General features: G+C 52.7%; 12 protein-coding genes and 1 pseudogene. 6 read left to right on the forward strand and 7 right to left on the reverse strand.

Annotated features, from left to right (window positions below):
• The 4 genes and pseudogenes from CXF87_RS00005 to pepQ form a co-directional block, all read left to right on the forward strand.
• Nucleotides 1–201: pseudogene (locus CXF87_RS00005) on the forward strand (methionine ABC transporter ATP-binding protein); the annotation flags it as partial.
• Entirely contained in the window at nucleotides 198–1,271 is a 1,074-nt protein-coding gene (locus CXF87_RS00010; protein ID WP_035557192.1) for an ABC transporter ATP-binding protein, read from the forward strand. The pseudogene CXF87_RS00005 and the gene CXF87_RS00010, both read left to right, overlap by 4 nt.
• A 49-nt stretch (nucleotides 1,272–1,320) precedes the next feature.
• The gene (locus CXF87_RS00015; protein ID WP_035557189.1) at nucleotides 1,321–2,232 is read left to right on the forward strand and encodes a LysR family transcriptional regulator; all 912 of its coding nucleotides are present in this window, start codon (nucleotides 1,321–1,323) and stop codon (nucleotides 2,230–2,232) included.
• 43 nt (nucleotides 2,233–2,275) lie between these two features.
• Nucleotides 2,276–3,571, forward strand: a complete 1,296-nt coding sequence (pepQ, locus tag CXF87_RS00020; protein ID WP_101144953.1) for a Xaa-Pro dipeptidase — start codon at nucleotides 2,276–2,278, stop codon at nucleotides 3,569–3,571.
• An 83-nt stretch (nucleotides 3,572–3,654) separates the two neighbouring features.
• Here the strand turns inward: pepQ and CXF87_RS00025 are convergent, their stop codons facing one another.
• The 5 genes from CXF87_RS00025 to CXF87_RS00045 form a co-directional block, all read right to left on the reverse strand.
• A complete protein-coding gene (locus tag CXF87_RS00025) occupies nucleotides 3,655–4,251 on the reverse strand; it encodes an OmpW/AlkL family protein (RefSeq protein WP_198555964.1) in 597 nt (198 codons plus the stop codon).
• A gap of 457 nt (nucleotides 4,252–4,708) precedes the next feature.
• Nucleotides 4,709–6,376: a GGDEF domain-containing response regulator gene (locus tag CXF87_RS00030; RefSeq protein ID WP_101144955.1), complete on the reverse strand. Its 1,668-nt coding sequence runs from the start codon at nucleotides 6,374–6,376 to the stop codon at nucleotides 4,709–4,711.
• The gene (locus tag CXF87_RS00035) at nucleotides 6,363–6,755 is read right to left on the reverse strand and encodes a response regulator (protein WP_101144956.1); all 393 of its coding nucleotides are present in this window, start codon (nucleotides 6,753–6,755) and stop codon (nucleotides 6,363–6,365) included. Before CXF87_RS00035 ends, CXF87_RS00030 begins: the two co-directional genes overlap by 14 nt.
• Nucleotides 6,752–9,943 (reverse strand): response regulator, encoded by a 3,192-nt coding sequence (locus CXF87_RS00040; RefSeq protein WP_101144957.1) that lies wholly within the window; start codon nucleotides 9,941–9,943, stop codon nucleotides 6,752–6,754. Before CXF87_RS00040 ends, CXF87_RS00035 begins: the two co-directional genes overlap by 4 nt.
• Entirely contained in the window at nucleotides 9,930–11,693 is a 1,764-nt protein-coding gene (locus CXF87_RS00045) for a GAF domain-containing sensor histidine kinase (RefSeq protein WP_198555965.1), read from the reverse strand. The genes CXF87_RS00040 and CXF87_RS00045 overlap by 14 nt, the downstream gene beginning before the upstream one ends.
• A gap of 149 nt (nucleotides 11,694–11,842) precedes the next feature.
• Here CXF87_RS00045 and CXF87_RS00050 point away from each other — a divergent pair, with 149 nt between their 5' ends.
• Nucleotides 11,843–12,607, forward strand: a complete 765-nt coding sequence (locus CXF87_RS00050; protein ID WP_101144958.1) for an SDR family oxidoreductase — start codon at nucleotides 11,843–11,845, stop codon at nucleotides 12,605–12,607.
• 62 nt (nucleotides 12,608–12,669) lie between these two features.
• Here the strand turns inward: CXF87_RS00050 and CXF87_RS00055 are convergent, their stop codons facing one another.
• The gene (locus tag CXF87_RS00055; RefSeq protein WP_269801086.1) at nucleotides 12,670–13,734 is read right to left on the reverse strand and encodes a 2,3-butanediol dehydrogenase; all 1,065 of its coding nucleotides are present in this window, start codon (nucleotides 13,732–13,734) and stop codon (nucleotides 12,670–12,672) included.
• Nucleotides 13,735–13,749: 15 nt separating this feature from the next.
• Nucleotides 13,750–15,564 carry an NAD(P)/FAD-dependent oxidoreductase gene (locus CXF87_RS00060; RefSeq protein ID WP_101144959.1) on the reverse strand — a complete coding sequence of 605 codons (1,815 nt, stop codon included), beginning with the start codon at nucleotides 15,562–15,564 and terminating at the stop codon, nucleotides 13,750–13,752.
• A 290-nt stretch (nucleotides 15,565–15,854) separates the two neighbouring features.
• Here CXF87_RS00060 and CXF87_RS00065 point away from each other — a divergent pair, with 290 nt between their 5' ends.
• Entirely contained in the window at nucleotides 15,855–17,825 is a 1,971-nt protein-coding gene (locus tag CXF87_RS00065; protein WP_101144960.1) for a sigma-54-dependent Fis family transcriptional regulator, read from the forward strand.
• Nucleotides 17,826–17,918: the final 93 nt, after the last annotated feature.

Raw genomic sequence — 17,918 nt, forward strand, 5'->3', positions numbered from 1 at the left:
AGTATGCCATCGCTTTCTAACCTGCCAAGCGGCTGCGCGTTTCACCCACGCTGCGATTTTATCAATCGCGTCGATGGTCAGCCCCGCCCCGCCTGCACCCAGCAAGTGCCCGAATTTGTCGAGTCCGGCAATTGCCGCGTGGCGTGCCATATGGTGGCTGAAATGCTTGAAGATCGCCGTTTGAAGGAGGAAACCTCATGAATGCGCACGCTGAGGCCATGACGGAAAACCCTATGCCCACTCCTCGTCAGAACGAAGAGAGTGCTGATTCGTTGCTGCAGATCCGCGATTTGAAAAAGCGCTTCTCCCTCTCGGGTGATTTCCTTGATCAACTGCGCTTCAAGGGCGGCAAGCTGGTACGGCATCAAGAGTATGTCCATGCTATTAACGGCGTGAATCTGGATATCAAACGCGGTGAAGCACTGTGTGTGGTGGGCGAATCCGGCTGCGGTAAGTCCACCGTGGCGCGTACGGTGATGGGGCTTTTGACACCCTCTGAAGGCGAGATTCGCTACGATGGCCAACGTATCGATAATTTAAGCTCGCGTCAGTTGCTGCCGTATCGCAAGCGTATGCAGATGATTTTCCAGAACCCTTATGCATCGCTTAACCCGCGCATGACTATTCAGCAAACCTTGGAAGAGCCGCTGCGCCTGCACCACCCTGACTGGAAGCGGCCAAAAATTCTCGAAAAAGTTGAAGAAGTGATGCACTCAGTGGGTATTGATCCCGACTGGGGCAAGCGTTTTGGCCACGAGTTCTCGGGTGGTCAACGTCAGCGTATCGCGATTGCCCGTGCCCTGGCCGTGGACCCTGAATTCATCGTCGCCGATGAGCCTATTTCTGCCCTCGACGTTTCGATTCAAGCCCAGGTGCTCAACCTGCTGATGGAAGCCCAGCAAGAGCGCAACCTGACCTATCTGTTCATCACTCACGATTTAGCCGTGGTCGAGCATTTTGGCACCCGTGTGGCGGTGATGTACTTGGGTACAGTGTGTGAAATTGCCACGACGGCCACGCTGTTTGAAAAGCCGCGCCACCCTTACACCCAGGCGCTGCTCTCGGCGATCCCGCGCTTAAAGGATGACCGCCCTCAGCATATTCGCTTATCCGGTGAAGTGCCGACCCCGGTTAATTTGCCCAGCGGCTGCGTGTTTCATGGTCGCTGCCCGCATGCAAATGCACGCTGTAAGCAAGAGATCCCCCTTTTGCAAACACAGGATGACGGAACCCGTGTCGCATGCCACGCTGTTGAAGAGGGGCGCCTATGAGTAGGCTCCCCGTTAATATACAGCGAGCCAAGGCGCTGAGAGGTAGAGCATGGAAATTCGCTGGCTAGAAGATTTTATTGCCCTGGCCAGAACGCGGCACTTCTCCCGCGCAGCAGATGATCAACACGTTACCCAGCCCACCTTCTCCCGGCGGATTAAGTTGCTTGAAGAGGAGATGGGCGTAACGCTGATTAATCGTCAAACGCTACCCCTCTCGCTCACGCCCGCTGGTGAGGAGTTTTTAACCCTGTGTGAACAGGTGACCGAACGAGTGCGGCTTACGCGAGACCGGGTGCGTGAAATCAATGCTGGCCAGCAGCGGCGTATTATGGTGGCGGCGCCGCAGAGCCTATTACCGCATTTTTTGCCTGAATGGCTTGCCTCTACAGGCTGGCAAGACCGCGTACAGCCCTATTTGCGGGCTACCGGCTGGGTAGCTAACGACTATTTTCAAGCGTTAGCGCGGGCCGAGTGCGACCTTGCCATCTGCTACTGGCCAATTGGGCGCTGCGATCTGGATATTGATACCAGTGCCTGCACCTACCGGGTAATCGGTCATGAAAGGCTGATTCCGGTGACTGGGTTAAATGCAGAGGGAGAGCCTTGTGCGTTGCTACCAGGGTCGCGCCATCAACCTGCACCTTGGCTTGCTTACCCAAAGCGCGGCTTGCTTGGCTCAGCGGTTAAAGCCCATTTGGCTAGGTTGCCACAGAGCACTTACTTAACGGCGCAGAGTGAAAATCTCTACGCGGCGGGCATTAAAGAGCTGGTGCTGCTTGGCTACGGCATGAGCTGGTTGCCTGAGCGCAACGTGGCCGCAGAGCTTGCTCAAGGTACGCTGGTAAGAGCAGGCGATAGCCGTTGGGATGTGCCGATGGAGCTACGGCTCTATCGCCATCAAAGCCACCACCACGCTGAACTCGACGGTTTCTGGAGTGAACTCGTCACTCCACGCACTTGAAGCCGTCTTTGAGAAAGCTTAATTGAGAAAGGACACGGTTTGCATGTCGAGCACTCTTTTTAACTTGCAACTCGATCACATAGCCCACCTTCAGCGCGCCTATGCGTCGATGTTGACCGAACATGGATTTGATAGCCTAGCGATTTACAGTGGTCATGCCAGCATGCATTTTGCTGATGATCATACGCCCCCCTTTCAGACTTACGGCCATTTCATGCACTGGGTGGGCTTAGCCGATGTACAGCATAGCTGGCTGATTATTCAGCCAGAAAAGCGCCCACAGCTATACTTGTATGCGCCCGCCGATTTTTGGCATTTACCCACTCATCTTCCCGAAGAACCTTGGGTGGCCGCCTTCGATGTTCACTTTTGCAACGACAAAATCACGCCACCCTTGATCGGTAATGCTGCCATTATCGGCGATACTGACCAACTCGAAGCCAGTCATCAGCAGACGATGCAAGCCGAACGTCAGCCTGAGCAGCTGGTGAATTCACTGGATGAATTACGGCTATTTAAAACGCCCTATGAGATCGCCTGTATCCGTGAAGCCAACCGCCTAGCGATAGCGGGCCATCAAGCAGCGCAAGCAGCGTTTATTGGCGCCTCCGGTGAATTGGATATTCAATTGGCTTACTTAGGTGCCAGTCGTCAGCGCGAATCGAACGTACCTTACCAAAATATCATCGGTTTGAATGAGCACGCGGGTGTATTGCACTACCAGCATTACGACCTGAACGCGCCTAAACGGCGTTACAGCCTGCTAGTAGATGCTGGTCGACGGTTTCGTGGTTACTGCGCTGATATTACTCGCGCCTACGCTGGCCCCGATGCCCCCGTTGCGTTTGGCGAACTGATCACAGCCATGCATGATTTAAAAGATGAGCTTGTGAAAGGCGTTGCACCAGGCGTTAGCTTTATTGCCCTACATGAGCAAATGCATCAACAGCTAGCTGAGATATTGGTGGCCCACGGTTTATTCAAAGGCACCGCAGAGCAAGCGGTTGCTGAAGGCGTAACACGAGCCTTCTGCCCTCATGGGTTAGGTCATTCGCTGGGGCTACAAGTACACGATGTAGCTGGATTGCGTCACCCAGACGGCACGCCAGCACCAGCCCCAGAAAAGCACCCAGCGCTGCGGCTAACGCGTACGCTGCGTCCAGGTATGGTCGTGACCATAGAGCCAGGTCTCTATTTTATCACTATGCTGCTTGCCCCTCTGCGTAGCACATCACTGCCCATCAACTGGCTACTAATTGATCAGCTCTCACCCTGTGGCGGCATCCGCATTGAAGATAACATCGCGGTCACAGAAAGCGGTTTTGATAATCTAACGTAATGCGTTATTTTTCCGCTCCCTAAACGAACAACACCCGGCACAAGGCCGGGCGTTGGATAACCACAAAATGTTTCAGCACTCGATTAGAAGCGGTAAGTAACACCGCCGCCAATGGTGACGGGTTCCATATCAACTTCACCACCGCCGCTAATATCAGCGCTCACGTCAGCGTAGCTTGCGTAACCATTGAGCATGACATTTTCAGTCACGGCCAGATCAACACCCACTTGACCAATTGCACCGTAGCTTTCATCAATGTCTAGGCCGCTCGGTTCACCGGAGAAACGCGTGTAGTTAAGACCAGCGCCGACATAAGGCTGTACGCGAGAGTCCAGTCCGCCCATCGGGTAATAGTTCACTAACAGATTAACCGGGAGACGGTCGACGCTGCCCACATCGCCTCTGCTAGCGGTGCTAATGCCGTGCTCAAACTTTTCTGAACTGTTGAGCTCAACACCAACCTTGTCGGTAAACAGGTAGCCAGCGCCAAAGGTGAATCCGCGCGCTTCATCAATACTTAATGAGTCACCGTCTACATTGCCGTTATCTGACCCTGTATCCGTCTGGGCAACGCCGCCACGGACAAATACATCGCCAGCGTTATAAGCGAGAGCCGCAGAGCTTGCCAGTGCGAAACCAGCAGTGATTACAGCGGCAGAAATCAGTTTCATATTACTCATCAGGGTCATCCTCTTTATGCAGCGCGCCGTTCCTTGCGCTTAGGGATTGCGATTCTTGCTATCCAACATCCTATACAGTATATAGTATAAAAACAGTGTTTCCAAACATCTTGTGAAATATTAATATAAGTAAATTAGTCCTGATGGTTTTTCAGGCATAAAAAAAGTCCCCCGAAGGGGACCCAGGTGGAGCACGCCAGCTCACTCGATGTATCGCGCGGCTAAACCGCAACGATGTAGCAAAGAAGGGAAAGCACCCGCGAAATCATTGGTCGCTCTATTCATTTGCTGCTTACTCTTTATATTGCGAACGGCGTGCCACTATATTTTTAAATTATAAAAAACAATAACTTATAAAACAAAAAGGCAATTTAATATCTAAATAGCACTTTCGCACACTGCAAAACGCACCAACAGTGCGCATTTTGCTGACTGATTGCTTCAAAACGAGTCAGGGTTACTGGCACACTTGGTTCCGACCACCACGTTTAGCGCGGTAAAGTGCTTCGTCTGCAATCACAAGCAGCCTCTCTCGCTCCTCTACTAGCACATCGACACTACATACCATCCCCGCTGAAAGCGTACAGGCAAACTCAATGTCGCCTTGTCTAAAGCGCAAACGTGAAAAATATTCCCGTATATTTTCCAGTTTTTTCCACCCATCCTCTGCTTCACAATATGGAAGAACGACCAAAAATTCCTCGCCCCCATAGCGACCTATGATGTCCGTTTGACGCAAACGCTGGCGCAGGAGTGTGGCAACAGAAGCAATTACGACATCGCCTACCGCATGACCGTACGTATCGTTAACTTTTTTGAAATGGTCAATATCTATCATCGCTACCACTACTGGGTACTGCTGCCGGTAGGCACGAGCAATTTCGTTGATGGTGGCGCTTTTAATACTGGCGTGCTTAAGCAATCCCGTCAGACTGTCCTTATTGAGTAACGCTGACAAGGTACGCGCCCGCGCTACGCGTGTACGCACAGAAGCGACTAACTGGGCGGCGAGAATAGGTTTAGTCAAAAAGTCGTCTGCACCATGACTAAGCGCATCAACCTGTTTGCTTAACTCTTTTTCGGCGGAAAGAAATACAATCGGCAGGCTGCTCCATTCATCATACTGCCTGACCACTGAGGCTAAATCTGGGCCGTCACATTCCGGCATGTGTACGTCCATCAGCAACAGTTCCGGCCTAAACGATCCTAATTGCTCAATGATATGTCGAGGAGTATCCAGTATACGTGCTTCCATGCCCGCCGCTTCCAGCACCAACTGGTAATACGCGGCGAGCTGATGATCGTCATCGACCACTAAAATTCGCGCAGGCTGCGCATGACGCTCCTGCAGTAATTGTTCAAGACGATTGATCAATTGAGGGATGTTGAGGGGCTTTAAAAAATAACTGTAAGCATTTAGCTGAGCCGCACGCAGTCGGTCATCAAAGGTATCGTAATCGCTGATAAACAACAGTGGGCAAGAAAGGGCCTGCAGTGGCGACTGGTGAGGAAAACCCGACATAGCATCGACAATCAAGACGTCCGGCGTTTCCATGCCGATTTCCTGACATGCTTCTGGCACTGAGGAGAATAGCCTAACGTCATAACTAAAATTCGTTAACTGCTCCAGAATACGCTTACCAAGTTCAGCATCCTCTTCAATAAGCCATACCCTGGCGGTAAAAACGCAGCCATCCGGTTTTGCTTCAGCCTTGCGCGCTTGTGGTTGCTGGCTAGGAAGCAGCTCCGCTTGCATAGCCTGAAGCTGGCTGTTGATCACGGCTATTAGTTGTAAATCTATGCCTCGATCGCTCTCTTCCAACCAACCCTTAAGGCTCGCTTCCAACGAGTGTGCCTGGTTGCCAATGGCGTCAAATCCAAAGGTACCTGCCGAGCCTGCCAATTTGTGAAGGCGCCTGTAAACATCCTCCAATACGTCCACCGGAGAAGACCCTAGCAACCCGTGATCGCTATCAGCCGGTGTTGTTAATAGATCACTAACATGCTGTTGCAAGGTGGCTAATACGTGGCATAAAGACGTCAGCTCCACCTGTAAATTCTGCTGATAGTTCTGCTTTAATAGCGCCAGCTTATGCTCAAGCGACGACTGTTCACTGTTTACCACACGCTTGCTCCCAAATACGGCGGACTTGATTTGCCAACGTCATCGGGTCAAACGGCTTGGCAATTACGCTTTCGGCACCTAGTGCAATTAATTGATCAACCTCGTGCGGCTGGACTTTAGCGGTCATAAACACTGCTGGTACCGTCTTAAGGCTTGGTAGATTACGCAATGCTGCTAATGTTGTTGGCCCATCCATACTAGGCATCATGACATCAAGCAGTAGTATATCGGGGGAAAATGCCTCTGCCTCTTTTAGCGCCTGCTCTCCAGAAGAGCACACCTTTACTTTGAGCCCGCCCACCACCTCAAGTGCAAGTGTTGCCACCGTTTGAATATCAGGATCGTCTTCGACATACAAAATGCGTTCTAAACTACTCATTCGTTATCCACCATCTGTACGCGTTCAGTTCGTTGTTGAATAGCCGTTAATAGTTGCGCCGGGCTAATACGTGACTTAAGGAACACCGCTTCAACGCGATGTTGATCGGTTTGGCTAACTGACTGTTCAGAAAGAATAATAAGGCGAGCGTTAGGCTGACTGCTTCGAATTTGCGCTAACAACTCCCAGCCTTCTCCATCCGGTAACCCTATATCTAAAATAATAGCATCGTACTGCTGCTGTGATAGCAAACGACGCGCCATGGCCACGCTTAGAGCCTGCTCGCAGTTAGCTTGCTCGCTTAACATCATGCGAATGACCGCATGCAAATCTTGGTCATCTTCAATGTGTAATAGCGTCAAGCGGTCTTGATTCGCTTTCATTTGCTGACTTAACAGCGCAAGCAATTGCTGGGTTTGAATCGGCTTAGCTAGCCAAGGGACATCTTCTAAATATCCTTCTAATGCTACTTGGGCGCCATCAACATTGCCGCTAACCACCAGCACTGGAGTATGTTTAATAGCTGGCTGTTCGCGAAACGAATGAATAACATCAAAACCACTCATATCGGGCAAGCCAATATCTACCGTAATGGCATCGTAATGGTGGCGGGCTAGCTTCTCTAGCGCCATCGCGCCATTGACAGCCGTGTCTACTCGGTAACCTGCCTGAATAAGCGTTTCCTGCAAAACACGTACAACCCCAGGGTCGTCTTCTATGATGAGCACATGGCCTTTACTCCATTGATGATCAACAAGTGCGTTAACCACTTCTGAAGGATGGACAGGCAATGCAAACCAGAAACAGCTTCCCAGCCCCTCTTCGGAGATGAACCCCATCTCGCCGCCCATATGCTCCACCAGCTCTTTGGTAATCGCCAACCCTAGGCCTGTCCCTCCCCTAGCACGGGAGTCAGAGGCGTCTACCTGCGCAAACTTGTTGAAAATATGAGATTTAAACGTATCAGGAATGCCTGGCCCATCGTCTTTTATATTAACGATAATTTTGTGCGCCTGCTTTTCGACTACGATATCAACATTGCCGCCTTCAGGCGAAAACTTCACTGCGTTGGATAATAAATTGGCCATTACCTGCTGAAGGCGTTGACCATCGATCCTGACTTGGCTTTCTGGAAAAGGGTTATGAAGCTTAAGACTGACACGACGCTCATGCTGGTAGTGACGATTTTCTTCAATTGAGCTTTCAAGCAAGCGCTGCAATGGCTGCCACTGCATATCAAAAGCTAATTTCCCTGCAGCTATTTTCTCAATATCCAGTAGGTCATTGATCAAATGCGTTAAGCGCTGACTATTTTTATGGGCGATGCTTACCATCTGCATAACTTTATCAGGCACGCTGCCCAGCGCTCCCGCAGACACCATTCCCAATGCTCCTGAAATGGAGGTTAAGGGCGTACGTAACTCATGACTTACCGTGGCGATAAATTCATTCTTCATCTGCTCGATGCGCTTGGATTCTGAAATATCTTCAGCAACGCCCAGGTAACCGGTGATGTTTCCTTGCTGATCCTGGATCGTAGTGATAACAAGCTTTATGGGTAGACGTTTTCCTGAACGTGTGACATATACCCACTCCTTTGCTTCGCGCTTATCCATCAAAGCTAAATGCTTGAAGAGCTCAAACGGTGAGGATGAGCGACCTGCGCCAAGGTTTAATTCATTCAGACGCTGCTCAATTTCATCTGCATCGTGAAAGAGCATCGGTGTATGTTGGCCAACCACATCCTTCGCCGCGAAACCCAGCATATTCTCAGCGCCTTTATTGAACAGCATCACTGTTCCCTGGGTATCGGTCGCAATAATGGCAAAATCTTCTGCGGCATTGAGTACTGAGCTAAGCAAATCGTTGCTACTGGCAAGCGCTCTCGTGCGCTGTTCCACTTCTTGTTCTAGGTTGCTTTGGGTATGGCGCAGGCGCTTAAACGCCCCAGCCAACTCAACGGACATATCCCCAAGTAAATCAGAAAGCTGCTGAAACTCAACGATACGACTACGGGGTAACTGGGGCGTTTCGCCGTTTCCAATCGTATGGCTTAAGGTTTGACCGCTTTTGCCAAGGCGTGTCAGGGGCTTGGTAATCATACGGCTTAACAGCTCCGCCACTAAAATCCCCAAGCCTATAACCCCAGATAACATCAAGAACAGTACCGTGCGGTACGCCTCCATCGCTCGTACGGTCGGCAATGCAGAGGTTTCCAATATAATTTGGTCGACACCGTCAACCCCTTGTGCGGGCATGCGCAAAGTGTACTGGCCTTGCGCAAAACGAACCGCCGGGTTTTCCAAGCCGCCGGGTAGCCACATCATGATTCGCTGGTTAACCGGCAGTAACTCATCGCCAGGCTCAAGTGTTAAAGAGTTAAGGTTACCTACTTGGCTAATTAGCTCATCACTCGCACTTAATAAGCCAATACTGACGTCACTCCCACCTCGAACCCGGCCAATGTGATACATATAGCGTTGTTCGGCACCTGGTTCAGTTAAGCGCTCAATCAGCTCATTACCAAGTGCAACCATGGTTTGATCGACAAAACTCTCCTGGCCCTGCCGCATAGAATGGCCTTCGTAGAGAATCAGCGGAGTGCCTGTCATTAGCGTGACGGAAAGCAGTGCACAGAAGAGTAGATGACGTAGCTTCACCAATGCACCGGCAGTAGGCAGCCAAGTCCACTTTGATAAACCACAGGCAATAATAATCGCACTGGCGATTACGGCATTTAGCACGCCATTCACCGCCTGCTTTAAAAACACCAGTAGCGTTAGTTCTTGACTCCACCCCAGCAAGTACGGAAAAAAAATAAAATCGATTGGCGCCGCAATTGCTATCCAAAAAATAAGGCTAGCGATAATAAGGTTTTTAATTTTGTAGTGATAAAGCCAAGAGACGACGACGGCCTCAAGCACGAACACCGCCACAGTGACTGGGTTTTCCCAAAAAACATAAGTGTAAACCCCAGATACCAACGCTACTAAAATCGCGGGGCCGGAGCCTAACCAAGCTATAGCCAGCATCACCGCCACTGACCCAAACAAGAAATAAACATTAAACAAAACGGACAGTTGCAGCATATTACCAACCACGCCCAGTACTAAAAGCGCTGCTAGCAACCACATACCCGCAGAAAAACTAGAACCACCAGGCCAGACTAGCGAGTTAAAATATTTCACGATTTTCTTCCTTCACCCAAGGAAACGTGACATGAAATGTACTGCCTTCACCTTCACGAGAAGTAAAACCAATGTCACCGCCCATTTTTTCAGTTAATGCTTTACTGATCGAAAGACCCAAACCTGTTCCCCCTTTAACTCGGCAATCACTAGCATCTGCTTGAGAGAATTTTTGAAATATGCGGCTTCTAAACTCATTGGGAACACCACAGCCAACGTCTTTCACATTAATGCGGGTACTTTCATCACACACATCACAGTAAATAACGATCTCGTCTCCCGGCATGGAAAATTTTGCTGCATTTGAAAGTAAGTTAGTCATGATTTGCTGAAAACGTAGCGCATCAATCTTGATTAACCGATCCGCCGGTAGTGGTAGCAATTTGAGGGAGACCCCGTACTGAATCGCGTAAGGCTGATTCTCCTGAAGTGAGGTAGTTAATAACGCACTCAATAAATGCGGTTGAAAAACAAACGAAAACTGGCCAGCAAGCAGCTTTTCCATATCAAGCAGATCATTAATGAGCATACCCAGCCGCTCACTACTCTTGAGTGCCATAGCAAGCATCTGTTGGGTTTTATCTGTTAACTCACCAGTCGCACCGCCGAGCACTAGCTTAATCCCACCGGAAACGGCAGTGAGTGGCGTACGCAGCTCATGGCTGATGGTAGATACAAACTCATTTTTTAACGTATCAACGCGCTGACGCTCTAATGAGGCACCTATCCACCGACTAAGCAGTTTTAAAAATAGCTTGTCGGTTTCTGCAAAAGCAGCCCCACGCGGGATTAATGAAGAGAAACTAACGGTACCGAACAGCTGTTGATCCACATAAACAACATTACCGATATAGGCTTCTAATCCAAACGTGGTATAGCAAGGATGATGTTGTGCAGGCTCTTGGCCTGCATTGTGTATGGCCAAAAAGCCGCCAGCGGTTAGCGCCATATCACAATAGGTATTGGCCAAAGGTAAACACTGGCCAGCATTTAGCGTTACATCCTGTGGCGCCAGGATTGAAACAACCTTAAACAGGTCATTCTCGATACGGCTGACAATACCGATTTGCATTTGTAAATATCGACACCCTAGGGCCAACAATGCTTGTAGCTGCTCGGCAAAGCTTAAATCACTTGAGGTACTAATCTCGTTCAGCGAAGAGAGTGCAGCCACCAATAAGCGCTGGTGTTTTTCATCCTCCGCTAAGCGACTGCGTGTTTCACGCATTCTCGAAAGCTCACTTTCGAGCCCGCTTCGATTCATCTCTTCTTCGGCACAAGCAGCAAGATCGATCAGCGCTTGGCGCTGTGCGTCATCCAGCCGTCGGGGGCTGGTATCAATAATACACAGTGTCCCCACCCTAAAACCTGATGAAGTGTTCAAGGGTACACCGGCGTAAAACCGGATGCCTCGGCTGACCGTCACAAGCGGGTTGTCGGTGAAACGAGAGTCTTTGCTGGCATCCTCTATTTCAAAAATACCTTCCCCTTGAATAGCATGGGCACAAAATGACTCCTGACGGCAGGTCTGGGTTAACGCAAGGCCTTGGCGAGATTTGAACCACTGGCGCTGTTCGTCCACCAACGAGACCAGTGCGATATCAACCCCAAACAGGTACGTTGCGAGCCGGGTAATCCGATCAAAACGCTCTTCTGGCGGGGTGTCCAAAATGGCTAGGCTGTGCAGCGCCTCTAGCCGAGCCTGTTCACTTTCCACTATTTTCAAACCTCGCGGGTTAGATAACAGCATATCTAATAATCCATCGGGAATTGTGCAGCTAAGCTGATTTAATTAGTCTAAATGTATGCATTAATTCATCGGCTGTCGCTAGTTGTATCAATATTTCACATTCATACGGCTGCCACTTGTAGCCGCTCCCCCCACTATGGAAAACAGTGATGACCACACCTCAAACCATCTATATCACTGGCGGTGCCCAGGGAATTGGCCTCGGTATCGCCCACACGCTGCTCACCGGCGGCTACCGCGTTGCCATTACCGATATTGATGAAGAAGCCCTAAGTGCGGCCGCTGAGCGGCTGCCCCGCCGTGAGAACCTGCTAACACTTATGGCGGATGCCAGCAATGAGGCGCAGGTAGCTAGCAGCCTCGAAAAAGCCACCAGCCATTTTGGCCAGTTAAACGGCATCGTGCATAACGCAGGCATCGCAGACCCCTTCCATGGCCCGGTAGAGCAGCTTTCACTGAATACGTGGCAAGCCTACTTAAACACCAACCTCACCGGCGCCTTTTTGTGTGCAAAACATGGGGCGCAGTATTTACGCCCTCACGGCGGCAGCATCGTGCTGATGGCTTCTTCACGAGCGATTCAATCCGAGCCGGATACCGAAGCCTACGCCGCCAGCAAAGGCGGTATCGTCGCCCTTACTCACGCCTTGGCAGTCAGCCTCGGCCCTGATATTCGCGTCAACGCCATCAGCCCAGGCTGGATTGAAGTTGGCGACTGGCAAAAGCCCAGCCACCAGCAACCGGTGGAGCACCGTGCCGTTGACCACGAGCAGCACCCGGTGGGGCGCGTTGGCACCCCCAAGGATATTGCCGCACTTACCCGTTTTCTGCTCGCCAAAGAGGCAGGCTTTATCACCGGCCAAAATTTTGTGGCCGATGGCGGTATGACGCGCAAAATGATCTATGCCGAGTAGCGACAAAGCCGCATCAAAAAAGGCCATCCGAAGATGGCCTTACGCTATGCCGGAAGGTAACCCTAGGGAGTGACGATAATTTTCACCTGGGCCTTATCGTTTAGCAGCGCCTCGAAGCCCTCCTCCACAATGTCTGCCAATGGAATACGTTGGGTAACCATATCCTCAGCGCGAAAGTAGCCCCGCTGCATCAGTGCCATCACCGCCGGATACACATGGCGATAGGCAATAATGCCCTTCATGGTGCGCTCCTTAATCACCAAGTCGTTGGGGTGAAAGCTGGCCTCGCCTTCCCAAATACTCACTACCACTACTTCGCCACCTTCGTGGGTGCTGTGCAGCGCTTGGTTGAGCACGGCAGGAATGCCGGTGACTTCAAACGCCACGTCCACCCCGCCACCGCTCAAAGCTTGCAGTTTCTCCACCACATCGTCCTGCTGCGGGTCAACCACAATGGCCCCTAACGCTTCGGCTTTGGCTTTCCGTGAAGGCGCCACTTCTACCGCATAAATCTGCGCAGCCCCTGCTGCTTTTAGCGCTTCGATGGTCATCAAGCCAATCGGCCCGGCACCAAACACCGCCGCACTATCACCAGCTTTCAGGCAGCTTTGGCGCACCGCATGCAGCGCCACAGCAGCTGGCTCTACCAGCGCACCCTGCTCGAAGCTGAGATCATCCGGCAGCTTGTGCACCATATGCTCGCCCATCACGGTGAGCTCGGAAAAGCCGCCGCCACCGCCCGAGAGGCCGTGAAAGCCCAGCAAGGGCGTGAGGTTGTAGCGCTCCATCTGGTAAGCGCCATCCTTATTGGGGGAGAGAATCGGCTCAATCGCCACGCGGTCGCCTACCTTCACCCGCGTTACTTTCTCGCCAATTTCTACCACTTCCCCAGCGAACTCATGGCCCATGATGATCGGCGCCTGTTCGCCGCTAATAGGGTGCGGCTTGCCCACCGGGATAAAAATCGGCCCGGCGGCATACTCATGCAAGTCGCTGCCACAAATACCACAAGCAGCCACTTTCACCTTCACTTCATGGGGGTCGCTGATAGTGGGAACCGAGACTTGCTCAACGCGTAAATCTTTGGCGGCATACCAAACCGCTGCCTGCATGCTTGTCTGACTCATGGCTTACGCTTCCTGTTACGACGTATGGTGAACTGGCTGCAGTCCATAGACGGGCGTTTCCAGCCCCTCCATACGAGCCTTTAACTGCAGTGCCAAATAGTGCGAGTAATGCCGGGACTGGTGCAGATTGCCGCCATGAAACCAAAGCGCTTCCTGCTGGGTGGGCTTCCACATATTGCGTAGCTCGCCTTCCCAGGGGCCGGGGTCTTTGGTGGTGTCGGAGCCCAGGCCCCAGCACTTGCCCACTTTATCCGCCACTTCCTGAGAGATAAGCCGCGCCGCCCAGCCATTCATGGAACCGTAGCCGGTGGCATAAACGATTAAATCTGCCTCTAACTCACTGCCATCGGTCAGCGTGATGGAGTGTGGGTTGATTCGTTCGATCCCTACGCCGCTGCGCAGCTTGATATCTCCATTAGCCACCAAGTCACAGGCGCCGACATCGATGTAGTAACCCGAACCACGGCGCAGGTACTTCAAAAACAGGCCGGATTCATCGTCGCCAAAATCGAGCATAAAGCCCGCGTCTTCCAGCTTTTGATAGAACTCAGCGTCGCGCTGTTTAATGGCATCAAACGCTGGGCGCTGGAAGTCCGGTAGTACTTTGTAAGGAATCGAGGCAAAAATCAGATCGGCTTTGTCATGGGTCAGTCCACTGGCCACCGCCTCCTCCGAGTAGAGTGGCCCCAGCACTTCTTCCATCAATGAATCCGACTTGACGATATGGGTCGAGGAACGCTGCAGCATGGTCACATCGGCATCGTGCTCCCATAGTGCCGCGGCAATATCGTGGGCAGAATTATTCGAGCCTACGATCACGCACTTTTTACCCGCGTAAGCATCCGGCCCTGGGTGCTGACTGGAGTGCTGCTGCTCGCCTTTAAAGCTTTCGGCTCCTGGAAATTTGGGCAAGTTAGGCACCCCGGACATACCGGTGGCCATCACCAGCTGTTTCGGGCGTAGCGTGATCTCCTCGCCGTTACGCTTCACGTTCACGATCCACTCGCCTGCGGCTTCATCGAAGCGTGCATTCTGACACTCGGTGGCACCCCAATAATTGAGTTCCATCACGTTTGTGTACATTTCCAGCCAATCGCCCACCTTGTCTTTCGGGGCAAACACCGGCCAGTTCTCGGGGAAGGGGATATAGGGCAGGTGGTCGTACCACACTGGATCGTGCAGGCAGAGCGATTTATAGCGGTTGCGCCAGGAGTCCCCCGCGCGCTCGTTGCGCTCGATGATAATGGTCGGCACGCCCATCTGTTTCAGCCGCGCCCCAAGGCCAATCCCGCCCTGGCCACCGCCGATAATTACGCAGTAGGGTTGCTGTGTGTAGCCCAGTTCGGCTTCCTCGCGCTTCCGCGCCTCCAGCCAGGTTTCCCGCTGTTTGTTGGCACCGTGCTCTGCCCCTTTGGGGCGGTGATGATTGCGCGGCTCTGGAAAATCATCCAGCGCCTGCATGGTGGTGAGCAGTGTCCAGCACTTGCCGTTCTTCAGGCGCAAGTAACCCTTGCCGCTAGCCACGGCTGTTTTAAAGGTGAACCACGCCTCAACGATATCGCCGTTTTCGCTGGCCTCGCCCTCAATCTGCCACTGCGTGGGTAGGGTATTGGCTAGCGTGGCGTTCAGCATCGCCTGGATATCATCTTTGCTTTCGCAGGTTTTTAAATTCCAGGTAAAGGTAAGAAAGTCGCGCCAATAGCACTCGTCGTTAAATAGCGATAGCACACGCTGAATATCCTGCGCTTGCAGCGCCTCATCAAAGTCATGCAGCCATGCGTTGACGGTGCTGGTAGCGTTTTGCGGTGTGCGTACTTGTGTGTCAGTCATCGCGGGTACTCCAGGGTCGTTGTTATTGTTGAACTGTCGATAAGACACCCAACCCCAAGCACCCGCCGTGCCAAATACACCAAACCATCAATAAGCGATTGAAAAATAAATACAATGTAATTTAATCTGCTTTCGCTAAGGCGTTGCAAAACACGTACACCTGTCACGCCGTTTACAGTCAAACGTTACAGGTGTAACGCACGACTAACGACGTAATACACTCACGTTGACACCGCCCCCAGAGCGCATAGGCTTGAAGAACAACAACAAGCCCCAGAGCGTAAAACGCCATGCCAACTCAGTCGCCACCTGCACGGCTTCAATCCGTTCAGCGCCAGCATATCGAGCATATTTTCCAGCTCGGCGAAGGCTTGGAAATACCACAACTACCGGCTCAACCCATGATTCGGCGATCTTGGCTGCGCTGCCTGAACGAGTACCAGCTCGACCCCACGAAGCCACGTCCTGCCCGCGTGGTGCCTCAGCAAACACTCATAGAACATCGTGAATCTGTCGATGAACTGCTGCACGTTGCCCGCGCCGGGGTCGAGCAGCTTTACGGGCAAATCGCCCAACTGGGCTATGTGCTGCTGCTTACCGACCATCGCGGCATTACCGTCGAGTTTCGCGGCAACCCAAACCAAGACCAGCAGCTGCGCAAAGCGGGCCTCTATTTAGGTGCGGATTGGGACGAGCGTTTCGCGGGCACCTGCGCCGTAGGTACCTGCCTGCACGACCGCCAAGCCATTATTTGCCACCGCCAGGAACACTTCGACGCCACGCATATTTCGCTCACCTGCACCGCTGCCCCCATCGCCGACCCGCAAGGCAACGTGATGGCCGTGTTGGATATCTCGGCGCTGCAATCGCCTGCCCAGCATGAAAGCCAGAATTTCAGCCTATCGCTGGTCACGCTTTACGCCCGCATGATCGAAGACGCCTACTTTCTACAGCGTTACCGCGACTGTTTGATGGTGCGGCTGGATACCTCCCGAGAGTTTGTCCATGTGAACGGGCGTGGTCTCATCGCCATTGAGGAGAACGGCCAAGTGATCGCCGCCAATGCCGTCGGTCGCGAACTGATCGCCGACCACCAGCGCCGCTGGCCACCGTGGTCCGCTCAGCACGCGCCGATGCTCAGCGAGTTGTTTGAATGCGAGATTGCCGATGTGCTAAGCATTAACAGCGCCACCGATGACCAGCTTCGCGCGTTCCGTGCCCGTGCGAGCAACGCCATTTATTTTATTAGCCTGCTGGAACCGCGTAGGCCGCGCACTGCGCCACTGAATAAGACAACTTCCACGCTGCCCAAGCCGCTAGCACGGCTGGGTGCTGACGACCCCGCCATACGTAAGCTGCAAAAACTGGCAGAAAGGCTGCGTAACGAAGCCAGTGTCAACGTGCTGATCAGCGGTGAAACCGGTACCGGCAAAGAGGTCGTCGCCCGTGCCCTGCACGACAGCGGCAACCGCGCAAAAGGGCCTTTTATTGCGGTGAATTGTGCCGCCATTCCCGAAGCGCTGATCGAAAGTGAGCTGTTTGGTTACGAGCCCGGCGCGTTTACCGGCGGGCGGGCAAAAGGCATGCGCGGGCTCATCCCCCAGGCCCATGGCGGCACGCTGTTTTTAGATGAGATTGGCGATATGCCGCTGGCCCTGCAAACCCGCCTGCTGCGTGTACTCGCCGAGCGTGAAGTGATGCCGCTGGGGGCGAACAAACCCGTCAAGGTCGACCTCCGCGTGATCACCGCCACCCACCGCCATATCGACAAGTTGATTGAGGAGGGAGCCTTCCGCGAAGACCTCTACTACCGCTTAAACGGCGCCCAGCTGCGCCTGCCTCCGCTGCGTGAACGCGCCGACAAGCTCTACGTGATTCGTCAGGTGTTTAACGATGTGGTGAGCGAGCGCGGCGGCAGCCAATCGACCCGTCTACGGGCCGATGCCATCAGCGCCCTGCTCGCCTACGCCTGGCCCGGCAATATTCGTCAGCTTAAAAACGCCCTGGCGTTTGCCTTAGTGACTGCCGAGAGCGATGAAATCACCGTTTACGACTTGCCCGAACAGTGCCTGAGCCAACGCATTACCCACGCGCCTTCGCTAACCACCCCTGCAAGGGAAACCGCCGATAGTCACCTCGTCACACGACTTCAGCAACATCAGTGGAATATCAGCGCCGTTGCCCGTGAACTGGGCGTTTCAAGGCCAACGGTGTATCGGCAAATGCAGCGCCAGGGCATCGTGCCACCGAATAAGGCCTGACGGCTGACGGCCCTACCGCTTGGCCTGGGAGGCCAGCCTCACGTACACTTGTTTGAATCCGTTTATCCTTTTATAAACCCGCTTTCGGCAAGC

It is taken from the genome of Halomonas sp. MES3-P3E (assembly GCF_002836035.1).
In the GTDB taxonomy this organism is placed as follows: domain Bacteria; phylum Pseudomonadota; class Gammaproteobacteria; order Pseudomonadales; family Halomonadaceae; genus Vreelandella; species Vreelandella arctica.